Raw genomic sequence first — 19,773 nt, forward strand, 5'->3', positions numbered from 1 at the left:
ATTTATCTAACTGAATCGAAACCATGACGCCGTTAGAGTTTTACCCCTTCGTCAGGTGAGACAGAGCAGGCACAGCAATCATGCACGAAGATAAGCGGGACGCCGTCCGATATCGCCAGATGGCTAGAAAATACAGAGAAATGGCGCTCCGGACCACCGACGAAAGAGCCCTGGAGGCCATGGAGCGCCTCTCGGAAGAGTGCCTGGAGCATGCTGCGGATATCGAGCGCGTTCTGGACGAGAAAGAGCGCGAGAAAACATTGCGGATCATCGCGCATCGGATCTGGGAAGCAGAAGGGCGGCCTGAGGGGCGGGCGACTCATCACTGGCGGCAAGCCATCGAGATCTATGAGAGGGGTGAGTATTCGACTGCGCCGAAACATGCCGCGGATCCCACCAGATCCATGACGCGCACGCGCGGCTTGCTCTGACAGTCTGATCCGGAGCGGCGCCTCAGCACGTCACGCGGTGTCGCCCGACTCCGGCTGGCCCGCTTGAGCACGCAGATCACCATCGACGCTGCGAATGAGCGCTTGGAGCTCTTCTTCACGCACGAGATCGGCGGCCTCCAAGATCGTGCACCAGCGAAGTTCCCGCTCGGCCTGTTCCTTGAAGGTGTCCAGCTGCTGGCGAACCTCCAGGAGGTAGACGGCCACCCGAATCAGTTGCCACCGGGAATCGATCTGTCGGCGAAAGGTGTATGAGCCGATCGACTGTGAGGAAATCTCACCGACGACACCAGCCTCCTCCAGCGCCTCTACAGCAGCAGCCTCGTGATCCGGCAGGCCCTTGATCAGGTTTCCCTTGGGAATGATCCATCTGCGCGTCTGGCGCGAGGTCACCAGAAGAACAGAAAGGTCTCCCGTCGGTGCGCGTCGTATGGGAAGCGCAGCCACTTGAGTTCTCTCATCATCCGGTGCCGCTTCGAGTGGGCAAAATCTCTTTAAGAATCCTGTCGTCATTGGGTTTGCATCATAGCGCAAATCTCCGCCCGCGTCCCGAACTCCCTCCCCTCGTCTCGCGGATCGCGCATAGGGTTGCGAAGAAAAGGGCACTGGTTGTGCTGTGAAAGGGCGGGGAAGCGCCCCTTCCAGGGGAGAATGATCATCAATGCTGAAAGTTGCGATCGCTGCCCATGACATTCGGCTGGACCAGTGCCCAAGCCATGTCGACGGGGTCACCACGATCGACGGCGCCCCAGGCTTGCCCGCCGCCCGCAAGGCGCTCGACTCGTAAAACGACGCCGGCACCCGTGATCGGTCCGTCCCTGCCGCGCAGGTCCGGACGAGCATGGGCACCGGCGTCGCCTTATTCGTCCTCAGTGACCGTGAAAGTTACAGACGCGGTGTCGGAGAATAGATGCTCCGCTCGCGTTCGATCTCCTCATGGGTATAGGCTGGGGCGCTCTCGTCGAAACCCGTCCAGCCTTGCTCGCGATAGGCGCGACCGCGCACATCGGGGTCAATGACAGTGTCACGATTGAGGATGGCCTCCGCCGTCGCGGCATGGGCTTCGTCAGTGCGGACGGTGACGAGGGTACCGCCTCTGCGAACGCCTTCGGCGTAGACATGGGCCCGGTCCTCATCCACCCCGGACTCCGTCAGTGCCCCGACGATGCCACCGGCCGCGCCGCCGGCAATGGCGCCGGCAATGGCACCGGTCGCCGTCGCCGCCAACCAACCCGCGGCCACGACCGGTCCAAGACCGGGAACAGCGAGAAGGCCCAAGCCGGCGAGGAGGCCTGCGCCTCCCCCAAGCACGCCGCCGATGCCGGCGCCCTTGCCCGCGTCTTCCGCCGCCTCACTATGGTGGTGCTCACCATGGTGGTGCTCAGAATGGCGGTTGCCGGCATTGTTAGCGACGATGCTGATGTCGCTGTGGGGGATCCCCGAGGCTTCCAGCTCAGCGACCGTGGTCCTGGCTTCGGCGAAATCATCAAATAATGCTGTCAGTGTACGTGTCATAACGGCTCTCCGGTGCAAAACTTTTATTCAGCGACGACATTTCCCTGAAAGTCGACACCGACCGCCATGGCCTTGCCGTCCTTCTTGGCTTCGCCCCGCCAGATACCGTTCTCATCCTTCTTCAGCGGACCGACGTCGGTGTAGCCCATGTCGGATATGCGAGACTGAGCCTGTCCCTCCGTGAAGCTGTTGGCTCCGGGAGCGAGCTTCGCCTCGTTTTTGGACGGGTCCTTCACGGCGGCGTTCTCGGCGCCATCCGCATCGTCATCCAACGCTTCGGCGAGCCGCAGATGCTCCTCAAGGTGCGGCAGCATCTTCTTGGCGAACTGACCCACCGAATCGGTGGCCTCGGACTGCTCGCGGAACATGGCCACCGCTTCCTCATGGCCATCGACCATGGCGTCAACGAACTCCTCGTCGAAGGCTGCACCGGAAAGCCCCGACAGCTTCCGGGCGATCTCCTGGTCGTCCTCGGACGGAGCCGTAGGCGGTGTCAGGTTAAGGGACCGGGCGAGCGCCTCGGCCTCGGCATTGGCCTCGGTGTGCTCCTTCACCATCATCTCGCCATACTGGCGGACCTTTGCGTCCTGCGCCTTCTCCTGAGAGAGCTTGCCCAAAGCGATTTCAGCAAGGTTCGTCTGAATCGCCTTGGCCATGAATTCATTGTTGTCCATCTGCGCGAAAGCGGCGGTGCTCCACGCGAGTGCAAGCGCCAGACTGGCGCTTCCCAATAGGTGTCGTCTCATCTTCATGCTCCTCGGCATTCGTTCGCAGGACAACCGGGGGCGCGGTCATAGGTTCCTGTTTTGGCGGGAAGAATCGCTGCCGGACAGACAGGCCGTCGACGGTTGCGCTAGAGGCTAATCAGCGCCGTGCCGACGACGGCGAAGAAGGCGCCGAGCCACGCCGTCGCGACCGGGCGAAGACCGGTTCGGATCCAGATCATCGGCAGGATGACGATGGGCGTCATGGATGACAGGGTGGCGACGATCCCCACATTGCCATGCGCGAGTGCTGCCAGCAGAAGGCAGGTTCCCAAGGCGGTGCCGAAGAAGGCAGCGGAAAAGGCGATAGCTCTCGATTTAATCGACGGTGACTGAGACGTCGCCGTCGCTCGAGCCACGAAGGGCAGCGTGACAAGGAGCGAGAAAAACAGCGCGCCGATCCCCGCTCGAATGGCCATCGCCGTGAAGGGTTCGGCACCCGCCGCCATGGCAGGGCGCGCCAGAAGAACACCCAGGGCCTGACACAGGGCGGTGGTCGTTCCGCAGGCGATCCCAAGCCAGGGCAATTTCGCGGGCCGGGTTACTCCAGGGGCGGTCATGACGGTCTCCAGCCGTTCGGGTCGTCCGACCGCCATCACGATCCCGATCAAGACAAGACCGATCCCGAGCCCCTGCTGGGCGGTGACGACCTCATCGAGAAAGACGTAGCCGAGGAGCAGGGCAAAGGGCGACGTCAGGGAGAACAGCAAGGCTGCGGTTCGTGCACCGGCGGCGTAGATGGCCGCAAAATAGGTGATGCCGCCGATGATGATGCCGAAGAAACCCGATGCCGCCAGCAAGCTCAATTGCCACGGGTCGATGCTGCGCCAGCCACCGACGACCAAAGATGCGACAGCCGTCATGAAAAAGGCCGCCGTCATCTGCCAGCGGGTCAGGGTCAGCACCCGGACGCGGCCCCGCAATTCCGCGATCAGCATGCCGCTGAGGGCGATGCAGACTGCCGCCGCTATAGACAGGAGTTCCGAGACGAGCATGGGGAGCCGGAGTAGAGTCAGGCGGGACGTGGTCGTCTCGACCATGGCGCAGTTGACCGAACAGCGGAAGTACCATGATGATCATGGCGTCGCCTTCGGGCTGGAAAAAGGACGCGAGCATGTGGGTCTATACGGTCAAGCTGACGAATAGTGTCGATGTACAGGACCTGATCACCATCCGAGACGATCGAGACCCGGGAGACATTGCCAAGGACCTCGTCAAAAAGGGATATCTGGTTTCGGAAGCCGTGAAGGTCCGCTGGGCGGTGACCGGCTACACCACGGAAGACGGGGTGACCTACAACCAGCATTATTTCTCCGCCGATCCCCAAGGACAGACGATCCTGTTCGCGCCGTTCGTCGCGCAGATCACGGAATGGGTGGTGCCGCCCGATGCAGAGCCCATGCCCGACTGACATTCATCGGAGACGCACAAGAGAAGACCTCAGTCGTGCTATGAAAAAGCCTTAGACTTGGATTTGGCTTGGAGATTGCATCAGGACCCTGCAGCTTCTCGATCCAAGGCAAACATGCGCAAGTTGCTTATTTTTTCAGCCTGGGGCGCCGTCGGGTTCATCGCCCTTGCCACCCTGTCACCGCTGCGCGACCGGCCGCATATTCATGCGCTGGGAGGCAATGGTGAACATTTCATCGCCTTCGCAGCGGTCACCATCCTGTTCAGCCTGGCCTATCCCAAACGGACACTCGAAATCGCCGTGCTGATGACCTCGCTGGTGTTCGGGCTGGAATTCGCCCAATTGGTGACGCCCGACCGTCATGCCCGACTGATGGACGCGATGGTGAAGTTCGCCGGAGGGCTTTCAGGGCTTCTGGCCGCCCATGCATTGCCGATGCTTGTCCCCTTCGCGTTCCGAAGGCAGGAGCGTTGAGCAGGCCAGAGACACATCATTAGGTCTTTGCGTTTGAATGAGGTATGCTTCGCGGTTCAGGAGCATGTAATGATCGATGTGATGAGCGTTTGCGTGGTTTTTGCCGGGGCGATTGCCGGCCATTGGCTGTTCAGGAGCTGGAAGGGCCAGCGTGAGCGCATCATCCTGGCGCGGGTCGGCGAGCCGATCCTGAAGAATTACGTGAACCGGCCGCGACGCCCGTCCACAGACCGATAGCCGATCGCCGATGCATTCCGGGGCGTCCGGGATCCCCTCAGGCGATCCCGGTGACCGATGCACACTCACAGCCTGACGAGGGTCTTGCCGAAGTTCTGACCCTGCAGCATGCGCAGGAAGGCGCAGGGCGCGCTTTCCAGGCCTTCGGCAATATCCTCGCGCATGACAATCCGGTCTTCCTGCAGCCAATGGCTGACGTCGTCGATGAATTGCGGCTGGTGATCCATGTGATCGCGCATGAGGAAGCCGCGGATGGTCAGGCGCTGGGTCAGGATCGGGAACCAGCTCGGACCCGCGGTTGAGGCGCCATTGTATTCTGAGATCATGCCGCAGACGACGATGCGGCCGAACAGGTTCATGCGCGGCATGACGGCGTTCCGAACCTGACCCCCGACATTGTCGAAGAAGATGTCGGCCCCCGACGAACAGGCGGCCGCCAGGGCCGTGGTGAAGTCCTCGCTGCGGTAGTCGATGCAGTCGTCAAAGCCCAATTCGTCGCGCACATAGGCGCATTTACGGTCTCCGCCGGCAATGCCCACCACGCGGCAGCCCTTGATCCTGGCGATCTGCCCAGCCATCGAGCCGACTGCGCCGGCGGCGGCGGACACGATCACGGTCTCTCCCGGCTGGGGTCGACCATGGACCAGCAGGCCGATATAGGCGGTGAGGCCGGAGACGCCGAGACTCCCCAGCCAGTGGGTGAGGGGAGCCTTGGCCTCATCGATCTTGGTTGCCGTGGAGCCGTCGCTGAGGCTGTAGTCCTGCCAGCCGCCATCGGTGATCACCACCTTTTCGCCGATGGCGAAACCGGCATGGCGGGAGCTGACGACCGTGCCCGCGGTCTGTCCGTAGATCACCGAGCCCAGAGGAGTGGGCGGGGCGTAACTGTCGCCGTCGCTCATGCGGATGCGGGCGGCGGGTGCCAGGCCCAGATAGGTGTTCCGGGTGACGAACTGGCCGGATGCGGGCTCCGGAACGGGGGCCCTCAACAGCTCGAAGTCGGAGGGTTTGGGAAGTCCCACGGGACGGGCTTTCAGAACGATCTGCCGGTTCATCTCTGCCTCTTCGCGTCTGGATGGTCTCGCGCCGTTCAGCGCATGTAGTGGCCGCCGTTGATGTCGAGGGTGGCGCCGGTCATGAAGCCCGACTGCTCGGAGGCCAGGAAGGTGATCGCATGCGCGATCTCCAGGGGCTGGCCGACACGACCGACGGGCAGGGAGGCCAATGCCGTCGTCTCCTCCGCCGGGGACAGAACGAGCCGCAGCATCGGGGTATCGATCATGCCGGGCGCCAGGGCGTTGGCGGTGACACCAATGGGGCCGCCCTCGCGCGCAGCGGTCTTCGTCAGGGTGAGAACGGCGCCTTTGGCTGCGGCATAGGCCGCACTGCCCCGCACGCCGCCGATTTGGCCGGCGAGCGAGCTGACGGTGATGATGCGGCCATGGGGGAGGGGATTGTCCCGACGCCGGCGGAGCATCTCGCGGATGACCAGAAAGCAGCCCCGGGCATTGACCGCGAAGCTGCGCTCCCAATCCTCCAGCGAGGTGTGCATCAAGCCAATCCGGGCGCCGTCCTGGGCGATCAGGAGACCGGCAAAATTCGCCATCACGGAGACCGGGCCCAGCTCGGCCTCGACCGTGTCGAAGAGGCCTTCGACGGAGGCTTCGTCGGCGACGTCGACCGCGAAGGCGCGATGATCGCCGCCGGACAGGCCTGCCGTTGTCGCGCGCGCCGCCTCGAGGCTGAGATCGGCAACAGCCACATGATAATCCTGTGCCGCCAGTGCTTCAGCGGAGGCCTTTCCCAGGCCGCTGCCACCCCCGATGACCAGCGCAAGTCGTGACATCGCTTCTCTCCCAACACCGTCTTTCGCGGATCAGGACGGCATGATCTCAAAGAACAGAGCGCATGTAAACCTATTGACAGTACAAGAGGGCATGTGATCTCGTGGCGGAGGCCGTCCTGAGGAGGCCGCTGAAGACCCGAGCGTCTGGCGGCTCAGCAAGGGCAGCGCGCATAAACAGAAACGCGAAGAGGGAACGCACATGGGATGTCTGAAGAGGGCGGGCGCGTTGGCGCTGGCCGGGCTTGCCGTCGCACTCACCGCCAGCCTGGCCCAGGCCCAAGTCGTGCTGAAATATTCGAGCTACAATCCGCTGACCCACTTCGTGAACAGCGAGGTCATGCTGCCCTGGGGCAAGCAGGTTGAGGAGGTCACCCAGGGGCGGGTCAAGATGGAGGCGCTGACCAAGATGGTCGGCACCGCGCCGGCGCAATATGACGTGGTCCGCGACGGTCTCGCGGACATGGCCTTCATCACGCCGGGATATACGCCGGGACGCTTCGATCTCGCCAGCCTGGGCGAACTGCCGCTGCTGAGCGATGATCCGGTGGTCGCCTCGGTCGCCTATAACCGCTTCTTCGACAAATATCTGGCGCCGATCGGCCTGTTCGACGACGTCCATGTGCTGGCAACCTTCGTCGGCTCGCCGGGCAATGTGTTCGGGCGCAATGCGGCCATCACCAAGGCTGCGGATTTCAACGGATTGAAGATCCGCGCGGCGGTGTCGATGACCATCCCGCTGCTGAAGAATCTCGGGGCGGCCCCGGTCCAGAAGCCGGTGACCGAGCTCTATGAACTGCTTTCGACGGGCGTTCTGGACGGGTCGCTTTCAGGCGCGGATCAAGCCGTAACCTATAATATCGCTGACGTGGCCAAGGCGATCACGCTGGTTCCGGGCGGTCTCTACAATTCGGCGCTCGGTGTCGTCGTCAACAAGGACAGCTGGGCGAAGATCAGCCCCGAGGACCAGGCGGCGATCATGAAGATTTCCGGCGAAGAGCTCGCCAAGCGCATGGGCGAGGCGTTCCGCAAGCCCATGCAGGCGGGCATCGACGCCATGAAGGCGAAGGGCAAGGACGTGGTGACGGCCGATGCGACCCTGGTGGCTGCCATCGCCGAGGCGGCCAAGCCCGTCGAGGCCCAGCTGCTGGAGTCGGCCAAAGCCAAGGGGCTCGCCGATCCCACCGCCGCCATGGCCGACTATCGGGCGATGATCAAAGCCATCGGCCCGGAATTCGCCGCGAAGTGATCGACATATAGAGGCTTGCGCATCATGCTGAATTTCGGACTTGAAGGCCGCGTGATCATGGTCACGGGCGGCGCCTCGGGAATCGGGGGCGCCGTCGTGCGCCTGGCGGCTGCCGACGGCGCGAAAGTCGCCGTCGTCGACGCCAACCAGGAGGCAGGAGATGCCATGGTCGCGCGCCTTGAGGCGGCGGGTTCGCAAGCCGTGGCGATCACACTCGACGTGCGCGATAGCGAAGCCCTGCGAGCTGCGGTCGAGACAACGGAAGCAGTGCTCGGGCCCCTCGACGGGGTCGTTGCCGCCGCCGGAATTTCGCGGCCGGCAAAGGCCGAGGAGATGTCAGGGGAGTTCTGGTCGGCGGTCATCGACATCAACCTCACGGGCATGTTCAACACGTTCCAGGCGGCAGGCGCGCAGATGCTGCCGCGGCGACGGGGATCGCTGGTGGCCGTCGGATCGGTCGATTCGCTGGGCGGCCATGCGGCGCGGATCCATTACAGCGCGTCCAAGCACGGGGTCGCGGGCCTGGTGAAATCACTGGCGATCGAGTGGGGCCGCCACGGGATCCGGACGAATTGCGTCGCTCCCGGTGTCGTCGACACGCCGCTGCTGCGTAGTGTGGGGGTGCCGGAGCATATCGACGGGGTCATGTGTGACAGGACCCCTCTTGGCCGGCTGTCTTCGCCAGAGGACCAGGCCAAGGTGGCGCTGTTCCTGCTTTCGGATGCGGCTTCCTATGTGAACGGCGTGGTGCTGCCTGTGGATGGCGGGCTGACGGCAGGCTTCTTCACCCATCTGCATGGCGCCGATTACGGTTCGCGGGCCCTGCTGCCGTGACGTTGAAACGTCAGGCGGCGGTATAGCCGCCGTCGAGCATGATCACCGCACCGGTGGCGTAAGAGGCCCGATCGGAGCACAGGAACACGACGGTCTCGGCGATCTCTTCGGGGGTCGCCAGACGGCCCAGCGGGGTGCGGGCGCGCATGCTGTCGGCACGAGTCTCGAGGGAGTGTGAGATCAGCGGCGTTTCCACATAGCCTGGACAGACGGCATTGATGCGGATGCCGTCGCGGCCATATTCCAGGGCGGCCGCCTTGGTCAGGCCGATGACGCCATGCTTGGCCGCCGTATAGGCGCCGGCATTGGGCAGGCCGATGACGCCGGCAATCGAGGCCGTGTTGATGATGACGCCGCCCTGCCGGAGGACCGACAGCTCGTGCTTCATGCAGAGCCAGACGCCGGTCAGATTGACGGCGATCATGCGGCTCCAACCTTCCAGGCTGTATTCGCCCAGGCGTTTGCCGGTCTCGCCGATGGCGGCGCCGCCGATGCCGGCATTGTTGAAGGCGCAATGCAGCGCTCCATAGGTCGAAACGGCGTGATCGACCATGCGCGCGACCTGGGCGTCGTCGGACACATCGGCAGCCACCGCAGAGGCGGTGCCGCCTCGCGTCTGGATCATGGCGACAGTCTCGCCGGAGGTCTCGGTGCCAAGATCCGCGACGACGACGGCGGCTCCTTCGCGGGCCATGGCCAAGGCTGCCGCGCGACCGATGCCGGAGCCGCCGCCGGTGACGAGGGCCACCTTGCCGTCGAGAAGCGACGTGCTCATTGGGCGAATTCGCTGCGGAACTTCGCGATCTGGGCCTTGTAATCTGCCAGCACGGCAGCCGGATCCTGTAAGCCGCTGTCTGCCAGCGTCTGGTCGATAACGGGGGCGACCGCGGCGGTGATCTCGGCGACGAATTCAGGGCTGGCGGTCAAGACCGTCTTGGGAGGGTGGCCCATGATCTCCAGGCCACGCTGATCGAGCGTGCGATAGGCGCGACCCACCTTCTCCGCCAAAGCACGGCCGGATATCTTGGTGATCGCCGCGCGGTCGGCCTCGTCAATTCTGGCCCAGACATCCTCGTTGATGGCAATGCCCAGCACGGAATTGTAGAGCCCACCGGGCACGAGGGTGAGATGGTTGATGACTTCGCCCAGCTTGAAGCCGGCGACCTGCTCCTTGCCCGCCAGCGTGCCGTCGAGAATGCCGCCGACGAGGAGTTCATACAGTTCGGAGACGGGCTTCTGGACCGGAACGGCACCCATGGCCGCGAGCATGGGGCCGGTGGTGGCCAGGGGAGAGCGGAGCTTGAGGCCCTTCATATCCGCCAGCGTCTCGACCGGCTTCTTGACTGTGAAAATCTGGCCGGGGGAGGTGGTGAACATGGCGACCATGTGGACGCCCTTGAAGACGTCCATGGGCGTGATCACCGTCTCGTAGAACCAGTTGAACGAGACGGCGCCCGTCAACGGGTCGTCGGAGAGCATGGGCAGTTCGCCGACGGAGACGACGTTGAACCGTCCGGGCGTATAGCCGGGGATGAAGAGGGCCATGTCGGCCAGGCCGTCGCGGACCACGTCATATTGCGAGGGGACGGAGCCCACGACCTTAGGCAGGATGTTGATCTTGACGCGGCCCTCGGTGACCTGCGCGACCTCCTCGGTCCAGGGGACGATCGCCTCGGTGTGAAGCAGATGCGCCGCCGGCATCCAGTTGGAATAGTTGATCACGACCTCGGCGGCCCGTGCGGCCGACGCGGCGAGCGAGGACAAAGCTAGGGCGAGGGCCGTTGCCCGAAGGACGGTCTTCATGTGCGTGCCTCCTTCGAAACGGTTACTGGGCCGCTGGCTTCTTCCGTTCGGCGGTGGCGCGCGCCACGTCGGCGCGGTAGTCGGCGAGTGCTGCGGCCGGGTCCGCAAGGCCGCTTGCACGCGCCTTTTCGAGCGCCTGGGCCTCGATCGGCTCGAGGGCCTGCTTCATCGCGGCGACGAGTTCGGGAGTGGCCGTCTCGATGGTGCGGCCCGCCTTCTTCATGGCCTCGATGCCGCCCTGGTCGCCCTTATCGAAGGCACGGCCGATCTTTTCGGCGAAGGCCTCGCCGGAGACGCTCATGATCGCCTCCTGATCGGCCTTATCGATCGAGTCCCATTTGTCCTGATTGATCAGCAGGGCCATCACCGAATTATAGGTGCCGCCGGGAATGAGGGTCAGATACTGGGTGACGTCGGCGAGCTTGTAGGAGTTGCCCTGCTCCTTCTGGGACATGGTGCCGTCGAGGACGCCGGTGGAGAGCATTTCGTAGAGCTCGGACACGGGCTTCAGCACGGGCACGGCGCCAAGCGCCTCAATGGTCGGCATGGTGCTGGCCAGCGGGCTGCGCAGCTTCAGGCCCTTGAGATCGTCGATGGTCTTGATCTGCTTCTTGACGGTGTAGATCTGGCCCGCAGAGGTGGTGAACGTGCTCAGGGTGTGGACCCCCTTGTAGACGTCCAGGGGAGCCAGATGTTTCTCGTAGAAGCGATAAAAGGCCGTCGCCCCCACCTGTGCATCATCGGTGATGAAGGGAAGCTCGCCGAGCTCGACCAGGGGGAAGCGGCCGGGCGTGTAGCCGGCAACGATGTAGACGACGTCGGCGAGGCCATCGCGAACGACATCGAACTGGGTGGGGACGGTGCCGACCACCTTGGGCGCGATCTCGACGGTGACACGGCCGTTCGTCAGCCTGGCCACGTCCTCGGTCCAAGGCTTGAGAACATCGGTATAGAGCGGATGGCCCAAGGGCACCCAGTTGGACATCCGCAACACCGTGTCGGCGCGGGCGCCGACCGTGGCCAGGAGCGTCGTCGCAGCAACGGCAGCCGCAATCGCAAGCTTACGGAACATCATCATCTCCCCACTGGTTTCTTCACATTTTTGATGCCGCCTAGCGTGCGTATTTCTATAAACCAGTCAAGCATCAAATTAGGCTGAGACGGTCCTTCGAGGGCGAAGAGGGCAAAAGAATGTCTATTGACAAGACAATAGGCATTGAGTGTAGTTCGGGAGAGTTGGCCCGTGTCGGCCGCGCAGCGCGACGAAGATCCGCAATCAACACTTCATGGGGAGCAAAAGGATGGGACCATCGTGGAGGCAATCGATTCTGGCCGGCCTCGCGCTCGCCGCAGCGACGGCGTTCGCGGCGTTGCCTGCCCAGGCGGAGACCGTCCTCAAATTTTCCGCATGGCTGCCGGTTCAGCACTGGTTGAATGCGGGTGTCATGAAGCCTTGGGCCGACGCGGTCGACGAGGCCACCCAAGGCCGTGTCCGGATCGAGTTCCTGCCGAAGGTGGTCGGCTCCGCCCAGGCGCAGTTCGACGTGGTGCGGGACGGCCTCGCCGACGTCTCGATCATCGTCAATGGCTATACGCCGGGACGCTTCACCCTGCTGGAGATGGGCGAGCTGCCGTTCCTCGGCACCGAGGCGGTCGTCATGTCGCCGGCCTTCTACCGGATCTATGAGGAATATCTCTCGAAGTTCGACGAATTCGATGGCGTCCATGTGCTGAGCACCTTCACCACGGCGTCGGGCCATATCTACACCACCAAGGTCGAGATCGACGATCTTGCGGACCTCAAAGGACTGAAGCTCCGCAGCCCCCTGGGCAGCACGGCGCCGATCATGACGGCGCTGGGGGCCGTGCCCGTCCAGAAACCGTCGACGGAGGCCTATGAGCTCCTGTCGACGGGGGTGATCGACGGCACGTTCCTGTCGCGGGAGGGCGCCAAAGGCAACAAGATCCTGGAGCTGGTGCCGTTCCTCACCGTGGTGCCGGGCGGGCTCTATAACGCCATCTTGAGCGTCATCGTGAACCAGGCGAAATGGGATGCGATCACGCCGGAAGATCAGGCCGCCATCATGAAGGTCTCCGGCGAGGCGCTGGCGCTGAAGATCGGCCAGGCCTATCAGAAAGCGGACGAAGACGGGCTCGAGGCGATCAAGGCTGCGGGACACACGGTCACGGTCGCAAATCCGAAACTTCTGGGCGAGATGAAAGAGGCCCTCAAGCCGATCGAGAGCGCCTGGATCGAAAAGGCCAAGGCGAAGGGGCTGGACAATCCGGAAGAGGTTCTGGCCCAGTTCCGCGCCGAACTCCAGGCTGGTGCCAAAGCGAACTAACCCGCCATACCGGATCGGTGGCCGGACACTGCCTCAGTAGCGAACCGGGGGTGACCCAGTGCTTTCAGGACTCGAGAAGACCGTCGGGATCATCGCATCCGCGTTCCTCTTCCTCATGATGATGATCACGCTCGTCGACGTGATCGGTCGACAGGTGTTCAATCATCCCATCGCCGGGGGCACGGAAATCACCGAAATCACGCTGGTGGTGATCACCTTCCTGGTCTATCCCATCATCGCCTTTCGCCGGAAGCACATCACCGTCGACATCGTCGACACTGTGCTGGGACCCCGGGCGCGGATGGTGCAAAGGGTGGTCACGGGGCTCCTCGGCGCCTTCATCTTCGCCTGCTTGGCCTGGCGCTTGTGGATCCTCGGCGACCGGTCCGCCAGCTACGGCGACACCACGGCGTATCTGCTGATCCCGATCGGCCCGGTCTTCTGGTTCATGTCGATCATGTCGGCGCTCACCGCCCTCGCGTTCATCGCGCTGATGTTCTCCTCGGCTGGCGACAATGAGCCCGCCGTCACTTCATTGCCGGGAGCCGATTGATGCTGGCTGCCGGTCTCGGCTTCCTTGCCGCCTTCGCGATCATCTTCTCCGGGATCCCCATCGCCATCGCCCTTGCGTTGGTCGGGTTTCTGGGATTTGCCGCCCTCAACGGGGTCACCCCGGCTCTCAGCATGATCGCGCTGGCGGCCAAAGACAGCACCATGTCCTATTCGCTGTCGGTGATTCCGCTGTTCATCCTGATGGGCAACTTCATCGCGGGCGCCGGCATTTCGGGCGATCTGTACCGGGCGGCTCAGGTTTTCATCGGGCGCCGGCGCGGCGGCCTCGCCATGGCGACGATCCTGTCCTGCGGCGGGTTCGCCGCGGTGTGCGGCTCGAGCGTGGCCACGGCCGTCACCATGGCCAAGGTGTCACTGCCGTCGATGCGGAAATATGGCTATAGCGACGGGCTGGCGACGGCTTCCGTCGCCGCCGGCGGGACGCTCGGGATCCTGATCCCGCCCAGCGTGCTGCTGGTGATCTACGGCATCATCACCGAGAGCCATATCGGCAAGCTGTTCGCGGCCGGCATCATCCCGGGTCTGCTCGGCATCTTCGGCTATCTGATGGCCGTGCAGTGGACCGCCTGGCGCGATCCCAGCGCCGCCCCTCCGGGAGCGATCGCAGACAGAGCCGAGAAGATCGACGCGGTGCGCTCGGTGTGGCCCGTCGTGCTGCTGTTCGGCCTGGTCATCGGCGGGATCTACGGGGGCTGGTTCACCGCGACGGAGGCTGCGGGAATCGGTGCCAGCGGCGGCTTTTTCTTCGCGCTGCTGAGGGGACGGCTGTCGCTTGCGACGCTGTACGAGATCCTGCTCGACACGGTGCAGACGACGGCGGTGATGTTCGCGCTGCTGCTCGGGGCCATGATGTTCGGCGAGTTCATCAACTATACCGGCGCGCATGAGGGCCTGCTGCAGGTGGTCGAGGCAAAGGGCCTGCCGCCGGCGCTGGTGATCACGTTCATCATCATCATCTATCTGGTGCTCGGATGCCTGCTGGAGAGCATCTCGATGATGCTGCTCACGGTGCCGTTGTTCTTCCCGATCATCACCGGGCTTGGCTATGACCCGATCTGGTTCGGGATCATGGTGGTGGTGCTCGTGGAAATCGGGCTGATCACGCCCCCGATCGGCGTCAATCTGTTCGTCATCAAGGCCGTGTCCAAGGATGTCTCCATGATGACGATCATCCGCGGGATCATCCCGTTCATCGTTGCAGATCTGTTCCGGATCCTGATCCTGGCGCTGGTTCCGGCGATCTCGCTCTGGCTGCCAAATCTCTTGTTCAATTGACCGGAGGATCCTCGATGATCCGCTTCGACAATCGCGTGGCGCTGGTAACGGGAGCAGGGGCAGGGCTGGGGCGGTCCTACGCCCTGCTGCTGGCCGCGCGCGGCGCCAAGGTGGTGGTGAATGATCTCGGCACCTCGGTGAAGGGCGGGGAGCGTTCCTCGGCTGCCGCTGACGCCGTCGTCGACGAGATCCGGCACGCCGGCGGGGAGGCGGTGGCCAATTACGACAGCGTCGCCGAGCCGGACGGGGCCGCTGGAATGATCGACATGGCAGTCCGCGATTTCGGCAGGCTCGACATCCTGATCAACAATGCTGGGATCCTCCGGGAGAGCCCTCTGGCGGAGATGACGCTGGAGGATATGCGGCAGGTGCTGGACGTGCATCTCATGGGAACGATCCTGTGTACCCAAGCCGCACTGCGGGTGATGCTGCCGCAAAATTACGGACGCATCGTGCTGACCAGCTCCGGTTCCGGGCTGGTGGGCAATCTGCGGCAGAGCGTCTATGGCGCTGCGAAGGCTGGGATGATCGGGCTCATGAACTGCGTCCGGCTCGACCATGCGCAGAGCCAGGTGACGATCAACACCGTGGTGCCGAGTGCCGCGACACGGATGAGCGCCGGGCTCTTGTGGGAGACCATCGAACGGCACATGAAGCCGGAGCTGATCGCGCCCCTGGTGGCCTGGCTGTGCAGCGAAGGCTGCAGCCGCACCGGCGAGATCTTCAATGCGACCGGCGGCCATTTTGCCCGCGTGGCCCTGATGAAGGCCGAAGGCGTGCAATTCGACCCCATGGAGCCGGTGACGCCGGAGATGGTGGCGGATGCGGCGGAGCAGATCGTCGACATGAGCCGTAGCGAGGCCTATCGCGGGACCATGGCGGCACTGGAGCCCAGGCTCAAGGCCCTGGGCCGGATCTGACCGCACAAGGAGTTAGAGTCGATGGACGTTCGCGATGCAGTGCTGGCACGTCGGTCGGTTCGGGCCTTTCGCCCTGATCCGGTGCCGCGGGCGCTCGTCGAGGACATCCTGGACGTGGCCCGGCGCGCGCCCTCCGGCGGCAATCTGCAGCCGTGGCTCGTCTATGTGCTGACGGGACCGGCATTGGAGGCGTTCACCAGCCAAGTGGTGGCGCAGTTCAAGGCGGGGGTGCGGGAGACGCCGGACTACGAGGTCTATCCGCCGCGCCTGTGGGAGCCCTATCGCGGCCGACGGCGCGAGGCCGGTATCGAGCGCTACGAAGCGCTGGGGCTCAGTCGCGACGAGGGCGGCCAGGATCTGCTGTCGGAGATGAACTATAGCTTCTTCGGCGCGCCGGTGGGGCTGTTCTTCGCGCTCGAGCGGAACATGGGGTCGCCGCAATGGTCGGACCTCGGCATGTTCATGCAGACAATCATGCTGCTGGCGGTGGGCCAGGGGTTGGCGACCTGCCCGCAGGAGGTGTGGTCGAACTGGCCTAAGACCATCGGTTCGTTTCTCGGGATGCCCGAGGAGCAGATGATCTTCGCGGGCATGGCCATGGGCTATGCCGATGACAGTGCCGCCTTGGCCAAGACACGGACGGCGCGGGTCGAGCCCGCAGCCTTCGTGACCTGGCGAGATTAGTCAGTGGGAAGTGGACCGCCCAACAGTTGACAAGTAGTTCTATTAACAGGATGTTAGATCTACAAAATCATGGAGGCTGTCGCGGTGTTGTCCGGCAGGCCTCTGACGCCCTCGGCGGCACGACATAGCGACATGAGGAAACGATGACCGACTTCCCGCTTCGTCACGGCATTTTTCTGGCTCCCTACCATCCCGTCGAGGAGGGGCCGACCACATGGATGCGCAACGATCTGGATCTCTGCCGCTGGTGGGACGATCTCGGATTCGACGAAGTGTGGGTCGGTGAGCATCACTCCGGAGGCTATGAGATGATCTCGTCGCCGGAGCTGTTCATCGCGGCTGCGGCGGAGATCACCAAGCGCATCCGCTTCGGTACGGGCGTGATCACGCTGCCCTATCACAACCCGCTGATGGTCGCGAACCGGATCACGCAGCTCGATCACATGACGAGGGGACGGGTGATGTTCGGCTTCGGTCCCGGCCTGTTGGTGACCGATGCGCATATGCTGGGGCTGCATGCGGGACAGACGCGCGACCGCATGATCGAAGCGCTGGAGGTGATCCTCCGGCTGCTGCATGGCGAGACGGTGACCAAGAAGACCGAGTGGTTCGAACTCAAGGATGCCCGCGTGCATCTCCTGCCCTATACGCGGCCGATCCCGCATCTGGCGGTGGCGAGCGCCGGCACGCCCTCGGGCGGCCGGGCAGCGGGGAAATACGGGCTGTCGATGCTGTGCGTGGCGGCGTCGGAAATCGGCGGCTTCGACGTGCTGGGCAGCAATTGGCAGATCGCCAACGAGGTGGCAGCCGAATACGGGAACACCATGGAGCGCGGCGACCTCAGGCTGGTGGCGCCGCTGCACATCGCGGAGACGCGTGAAAAGGCGCGCGAGAACGTGCGCTTCGGCATCGAACGCTGGGCCAAATATTACGATCTGGTCGCGCCCAACCCCTTCGACACGAAGGGCCGCGACGTGGTCGACATCCTGATCGAATCCAAGCGCGCGGTGATCGGCACGCCGGACGACGCCATCGCCATGATCGAGCGGTTGCAGGCCAAGCAGGGTGCCTTCGGCGCCTTCATGGCGCAGCATGTGGACTGGGCCGATCGCGAGCAGACGCGCAAATCCTACGAGCTCTATGCTCGTTTCGTGATGCCGCATTTCGCCAAGACCAATGTGAACCGGGTCGAGACGCTGAAATGGATGGCCGACAATGACGCGGCCTTCAAGAAGGAGCGGAAATCCGCGTCGGAGGCCGCCTTCGTGCAGCATGAGGAGGCGAAGAAGGCCCGGGCGAAAGGAAGCCAGGCGGCGGAATAAGGCTGGGACGGTAGGCCACCATGCAGCTGCGCCTGGAGAGTGATCGCGTCGGGCTCGAAGACCCTTCGGATTTCAGCCGCTTCAGAATCGTCATCGAAGACAAGCCGCGCAGCACCCTCGAGACGGTGAAGGCGGCGTTTTCGGGGATCGCTCTCTTTGCGGATGAGGAGACCGCCTGGGTCTCCGAAGATGCGCTACGCGACTGGGGCATCCTGGCCGGCGACCACGACTGGCATGCGGGCCTCAGTGCCATGATCACAGACGCCGATAGGTCCGGCCATGTCGACCGGGCGCGTCGGGCGATCAGGGCGCAGGTCGAATGGGGGCCGAAGCCCGGGGACATCGATGCGGCTGCGCCCGTCGCCGACAAGACGGCGGAGGACCTGCAACTGGCCTTCCGTGCCTCCATGCGGCGCCTGGCCGCCACGGTGTCGATCATCACCACCCGCCATCGGGGCGTTCCCCATGGCATGACAGCAACGGCGGTTTCCTCCCTGACCGTCGAACCTCCGGCCTTGCTGGTCTGCGTGAATCGCCAAGCAAGCATTCACAGGCCGATCAGTGAGGCCGGATTTTTCTGCGTCAATTTCCTGGGGCTCGACCACGAAGCGCTGTGCGCGCCCTTCGGGGGAAAGCTGCAGGGTGAGGAGCGCTTCGGCATCGGCGACTGGCACATGGAGGGGCCGGAGCCGCCCTTCCTGCATGGGGCGCAGGCGAACATCTTCTGCCGCGTGGACAGGTTGTTCGACTATGCAACGCATACCATCTTCATCGGCAGGGTGAGTGCCATTCGCCTTGACAGAGAGATCGTGCCTCTGGTCCACCTCAATGGCGGATTGGGCCGGTTCGTCGATCCGAGTGTCGATCTAAAGGGATAAAGCAGAAGATGGCTGATGCAGTAATCGTGTCGACGGCGCGGACGCCGATCGGCAAAGCCTATCGCGGCGCGTTGAACGAGACCTTGGGCCCCACGCTCGCCGGACATGCCATTTCGCATGCGCTTCAGCGCGCCGGCATCGAGGGAGGAGAGGTCGAGGACGTGACTCTCGGCTGCGCGATGCAGGAGGGGACGACCAGCTATAATGTGGGGCGGCAGGCCGCTTTGCGGGCCGGGCTGCCGGTGACCGTCGCCGGAACCACGGTCGATCGGCAATGCGCCTCCGGGCTGCAGGCGATCGCCAATGTGGCCAGGGCGATCAAGCTCGGCGAGATCGGCATCGGCATCGGCGGCGGGGTCGAGTCGATCAGCCTGGTGCAGAACGACCATGCGAACATGTATCGACGGCAGGATCCCGCCCTGCTGGCGCTGCAGCCGGACATGTATGTTCCCATGATCGACACGGCGGAAAACGTCGCCAAGCGCTATGGGATTTCGCGCGAGGCGCAGGACGAATATTCGCTGGAGAGCCAGCGCCGGACGGCCGCGGCCCAGCAGGGGCGGCGGTTTGCCGAGGAAATCGCGCCGATCACGACGATGATGAGCGTGGTCGACAAGGCGAGCGGTGCTGTGTCCACGCGCGAGGTCACGCTGGACAAGGATGAGGGCAACCGCCCCGAGACCACGCTGGAGGGTCTGGCGTCGCTCAAGCCGGTGCGCGGGCCCGAGGGTTTCATCACGGCGGGCAATGCGAGCCAGCTTTCCGACGGTGCCAGCGCCTGCGTGATCATGGAGGCAGGACTGGCGGCGCAACGAGGGCTCGAACCCTTGGGGATTTTCCGGGGCATGGCCGTCGCCGGCTGCGAACCCGACGAAATGGGGATCGGCCCAGTGTTCGCCGTGCCGAAACTGCTGAAGCAGCAGGGCCTGAGCGTCGAGGATATCGGGCTCTGGGAGCTCAACGAGGCCTTCGCCGTGCAGGTGATCTACTGCCGTGACAAGCTCGGCATCGATCCCGACAGGCTCAATGTGGATGGCGGGGCGATCTCGGTCGGGCACCCTTATGGGATGTCCGGGGCGCGTCTCGTCGGCCATGCCCTGATCGAGGGCAAGCGCCGCGGCGTCAAGTATGCCGTCGTCACCATGTGCGTCGGCGGCGGCATGGGTGCTGCGGGCCTGTTCGAGATCGCCTGACCCC

Annotated in this window: 24 protein-coding genes; 15 read left to right on the plus strand and 9 right to left on the minus strand. The window is 63.9% G+C overall.

Translation table 11 applies throughout. The annotated features are described in order from the left end of the window. Nucleotides 1-80 precede the first annotated feature (80 nt). On the plus strand, nucleotides 81-431 hold the full coding sequence (locus FKM97_RS04390; protein ID WP_143957955.1) for a DUF2934 domain-containing protein: 351 nt from the start codon (nucleotides 81-83) through the stop codon (nucleotides 429-431). A 30-nt stretch (nucleotides 432-461) separates the two neighbouring features. Here the strand turns inward: FKM97_RS04390 and FKM97_RS04395 are convergent, their stop codons facing one another. Further along, the gene (locus FKM97_RS04395; protein ID WP_246104936.1) at nucleotides 462-896 is read right to left on the minus strand and encodes an NUDIX hydrolase; all 435 of its coding nucleotides are present in this window, start codon (nucleotides 894-896) and stop codon (nucleotides 462-464) included. A 214-nt stretch (nucleotides 897-1,110) separates the two neighbouring features. Here FKM97_RS04395 and FKM97_RS26870 point away from each other — a divergent pair, with 214 nt between their 5' ends. Further along, nucleotides 1,111-1,236, plus strand: a complete 126-nt coding sequence (locus FKM97_RS26870) for a hypothetical protein (protein ID WP_281290072.1) — start codon at nucleotides 1,111-1,113, stop codon at nucleotides 1,234-1,236. 98 nt (nucleotides 1,237-1,334) lie between these two features. On the opposite strand, the gene FKM97_RS04400 is transcribed toward FKM97_RS26870, so the two are convergent. From FKM97_RS04400 to FKM97_RS04410, 3 genes are all read right to left on the minus strand, one after another. Next, nucleotides 1,335-1,964 (minus strand): hypothetical protein, encoded by a 630-nt coding sequence (locus FKM97_RS04400; RefSeq protein WP_143957957.1) that lies wholly within the window; start codon nucleotides 1,962-1,964, stop codon nucleotides 1,335-1,337. Between the two features lie 23 nt (nucleotides 1,965-1,987). Further along, a complete protein-coding gene (locus tag FKM97_RS04405) occupies nucleotides 1,988-2,710 on the minus strand; it encodes a DUF4142 domain-containing protein (protein WP_170240742.1) in 723 nt (240 codons plus the stop codon). A gap of 107 nt (nucleotides 2,711-2,817) precedes the next feature. Beyond that, entirely contained in the window at nucleotides 2,818-3,768 is a 951-nt protein-coding gene (locus FKM97_RS04410) for a DMT family transporter (RefSeq protein ID WP_143957959.1), read from the minus strand. Nucleotides 3,769-3,797: 29 nt separating this feature from the next. Here FKM97_RS04410 and FKM97_RS04415 point away from each other — a divergent pair, with 29 nt between their 5' ends. The 3 genes from FKM97_RS04415 (at nucleotide 3,798) to FKM97_RS26215 (ending at nucleotide 4,850) form a co-directional block, all read left to right on the plus strand. Beyond that, nucleotides 3,798-4,139 (plus strand): hypothetical protein, encoded by a 342-nt coding sequence (locus FKM97_RS04415; RefSeq protein WP_143957960.1) that lies wholly within the window; start codon nucleotides 3,798-3,800, stop codon nucleotides 4,137-4,139. Between the two features lie 114 nt (nucleotides 4,140-4,253). Further along, complete coding sequence (locus FKM97_RS04420; protein ID WP_143957961.1) at nucleotides 4,254-4,613, plus strand: VanZ family protein; 360 nt, start codon at nucleotides 4,254-4,256, stop codon at nucleotides 4,611-4,613. A 69-nt stretch (nucleotides 4,614-4,682) separates the two neighbouring features. Continuing rightward, nucleotides 4,683-4,850 carry a hypothetical protein gene (locus FKM97_RS26215; protein ID WP_170240743.1) on the plus strand — a complete coding sequence of 56 codons (168 nt, stop codon included), beginning with the start codon at nucleotides 4,683-4,685 and terminating at the stop codon, nucleotides 4,848-4,850. Nucleotides 4,851-4,915: 65 nt separating this feature from the next. Here the strand turns inward: FKM97_RS26215 and FKM97_RS04425 are convergent, their stop codons facing one another. Both FKM97_RS04425 and FKM97_RS04430 read right to left on the minus strand, forming a co-directional pair. Beyond that, nucleotides 4,916-5,905, minus strand: a complete 990-nt coding sequence (locus tag FKM97_RS04425) for an NADP-dependent oxidoreductase (protein ID WP_143957962.1) — start codon at nucleotides 5,903-5,905, stop codon at nucleotides 4,916-4,918. 35 nt (nucleotides 5,906-5,940) lie between these two features. Next, entirely contained in the window at nucleotides 5,941-6,696 is a 756-nt protein-coding gene (locus FKM97_RS04430) for an SDR family oxidoreductase (RefSeq protein ID WP_143957963.1), read from the minus strand. A 199-nt stretch (nucleotides 6,697-6,895) separates the two neighbouring features. Here FKM97_RS04430 and FKM97_RS04435 point away from each other — a divergent pair, with 199 nt between their 5' ends. Beyond that, on the plus strand, nucleotides 6,896-7,942 hold the full coding sequence (locus FKM97_RS04435) for a TRAP transporter substrate-binding protein (protein WP_143957964.1): 1,047 nt from the start codon (nucleotides 6,896-6,898) through the stop codon (nucleotides 7,940-7,942). A 24-nt stretch (nucleotides 7,943-7,966) separates the two neighbouring features. Further along, nucleotides 7,967-8,776 carry an SDR family NAD(P)-dependent oxidoreductase gene (locus FKM97_RS04440; protein ID WP_143957965.1) on the plus strand — a complete coding sequence of 270 codons (810 nt, stop codon included), beginning with the start codon at nucleotides 7,967-7,969 and terminating at the stop codon, nucleotides 8,774-8,776. A 10-nt stretch (nucleotides 8,777-8,786) separates the two neighbouring features. Here FKM97_RS04440 and FKM97_RS04445 read toward each other — a convergent pair whose 3' ends face one another. Genes FKM97_RS04445 through FKM97_RS04455 form a run of 3 tightly spaced genes read right to left on the minus strand, consistent with a single transcriptional unit; the run spans nucleotide 8,787 to nucleotide 11,651 of the window. Further along, nucleotides 8,787-9,551, minus strand: coding sequence for an SDR family NAD(P)-dependent oxidoreductase (locus FKM97_RS04445; protein WP_143957966.1), 765 nt, complete (start codon nucleotides 9,549-9,551; stop codon nucleotides 8,787-8,789). Beyond that, nucleotides 9,548-10,579 (minus strand): TRAP transporter substrate-binding protein, encoded by a 1,032-nt coding sequence (locus tag FKM97_RS04450; RefSeq protein WP_143957967.1) that lies wholly within the window; start codon nucleotides 10,577-10,579, stop codon nucleotides 9,548-9,550. The genes FKM97_RS04445 and FKM97_RS04450 overlap by 4 nt, the downstream gene beginning before the upstream one ends. A 22-nt stretch (nucleotides 10,580-10,601) precedes the next feature. Next, complete coding sequence (locus tag FKM97_RS04455; protein WP_170240744.1) at nucleotides 10,602-11,651, minus strand: TRAP transporter substrate-binding protein; 1,050 nt, start codon at nucleotides 11,649-11,651, stop codon at nucleotides 10,602-10,604. 229 nt (nucleotides 11,652-11,880) lie between these two features. Between FKM97_RS04455 and FKM97_RS04460 the strand changes: the two genes are divergently transcribed. The 8 genes from FKM97_RS04460 (at nucleotide 11,881) to FKM97_RS04495 (ending at nucleotide 19,769) form a co-directional block, all read left to right on the plus strand. After that, the gene (locus tag FKM97_RS04460) at nucleotides 11,881-12,924 is read left to right on the plus strand and encodes a TRAP transporter substrate-binding protein (RefSeq protein WP_170240745.1); all 1,044 of its coding nucleotides are present in this window, start codon (nucleotides 11,881-11,883) and stop codon (nucleotides 12,922-12,924) included. Between the two features lie 58 nt (nucleotides 12,925-12,982). Continuing rightward, entirely contained in the window at nucleotides 12,983-13,477 is a 495-nt protein-coding gene (locus FKM97_RS04465) for a TRAP transporter small permease (RefSeq protein ID WP_143957970.1), read from the plus strand. Then, on the plus strand, nucleotides 13,477-14,772 hold the full coding sequence (locus FKM97_RS04470; RefSeq protein WP_143957971.1) for a TRAP transporter large permease: 1,296 nt from the start codon (nucleotides 13,477-13,479) through the stop codon (nucleotides 14,770-14,772). The genes FKM97_RS04465 and FKM97_RS04470 overlap by 1 nt, the downstream gene beginning before the upstream one ends. 14 nt (nucleotides 14,773-14,786) lie before the next feature. Then, a complete protein-coding gene (locus FKM97_RS04475) occupies nucleotides 14,787-15,692 on the plus strand; it encodes an SDR family NAD(P)-dependent oxidoreductase (RefSeq protein ID WP_143957972.1) in 906 nt (301 codons plus the stop codon). Nucleotides 15,693-15,713: 21 nt separating this feature from the next. Next, nucleotides 15,714-16,376, plus strand: a complete 663-nt coding sequence (locus tag FKM97_RS04480) for a nitroreductase (RefSeq protein WP_143957973.1) — start codon at nucleotides 15,714-15,716, stop codon at nucleotides 16,374-16,376. A gap of 143 nt (nucleotides 16,377-16,519) precedes the next feature. Further along, nucleotides 16,520-17,698, plus strand: a complete 1,179-nt coding sequence (locus FKM97_RS04485; RefSeq protein WP_143957974.1) for an LLM class flavin-dependent oxidoreductase — start codon at nucleotides 16,520-16,522, stop codon at nucleotides 17,696-17,698. A 20-nt stretch (nucleotides 17,699-17,718) separates the two neighbouring features. After that, entirely contained in the window at nucleotides 17,719-18,576 is an 858-nt protein-coding gene (locus tag FKM97_RS26635) for a flavin reductase family protein (RefSeq protein WP_143957975.1), read from the plus strand. Between the two features lie 8 nt (nucleotides 18,577-18,584). Further along, the gene (locus FKM97_RS04495) at nucleotides 18,585-19,769 is read left to right on the plus strand and encodes an acetyl-CoA C-acyltransferase (protein WP_143957976.1); all 1,185 of its coding nucleotides are present in this window, start codon (nucleotides 18,585-18,587) and stop codon (nucleotides 19,767-19,769) included. The last annotated feature ends 4 nt before the right edge of the window (nucleotides 19,770-19,773 follow it).

It is taken from the genome of Rhodoligotrophos appendicifer, from assembly GCF_007474605.1.
Taxonomy (GTDB): Bacteria; Pseudomonadota; Alphaproteobacteria; order Rhizobiales; family Im1; genus Rhodoligotrophos; species Rhodoligotrophos appendicifer.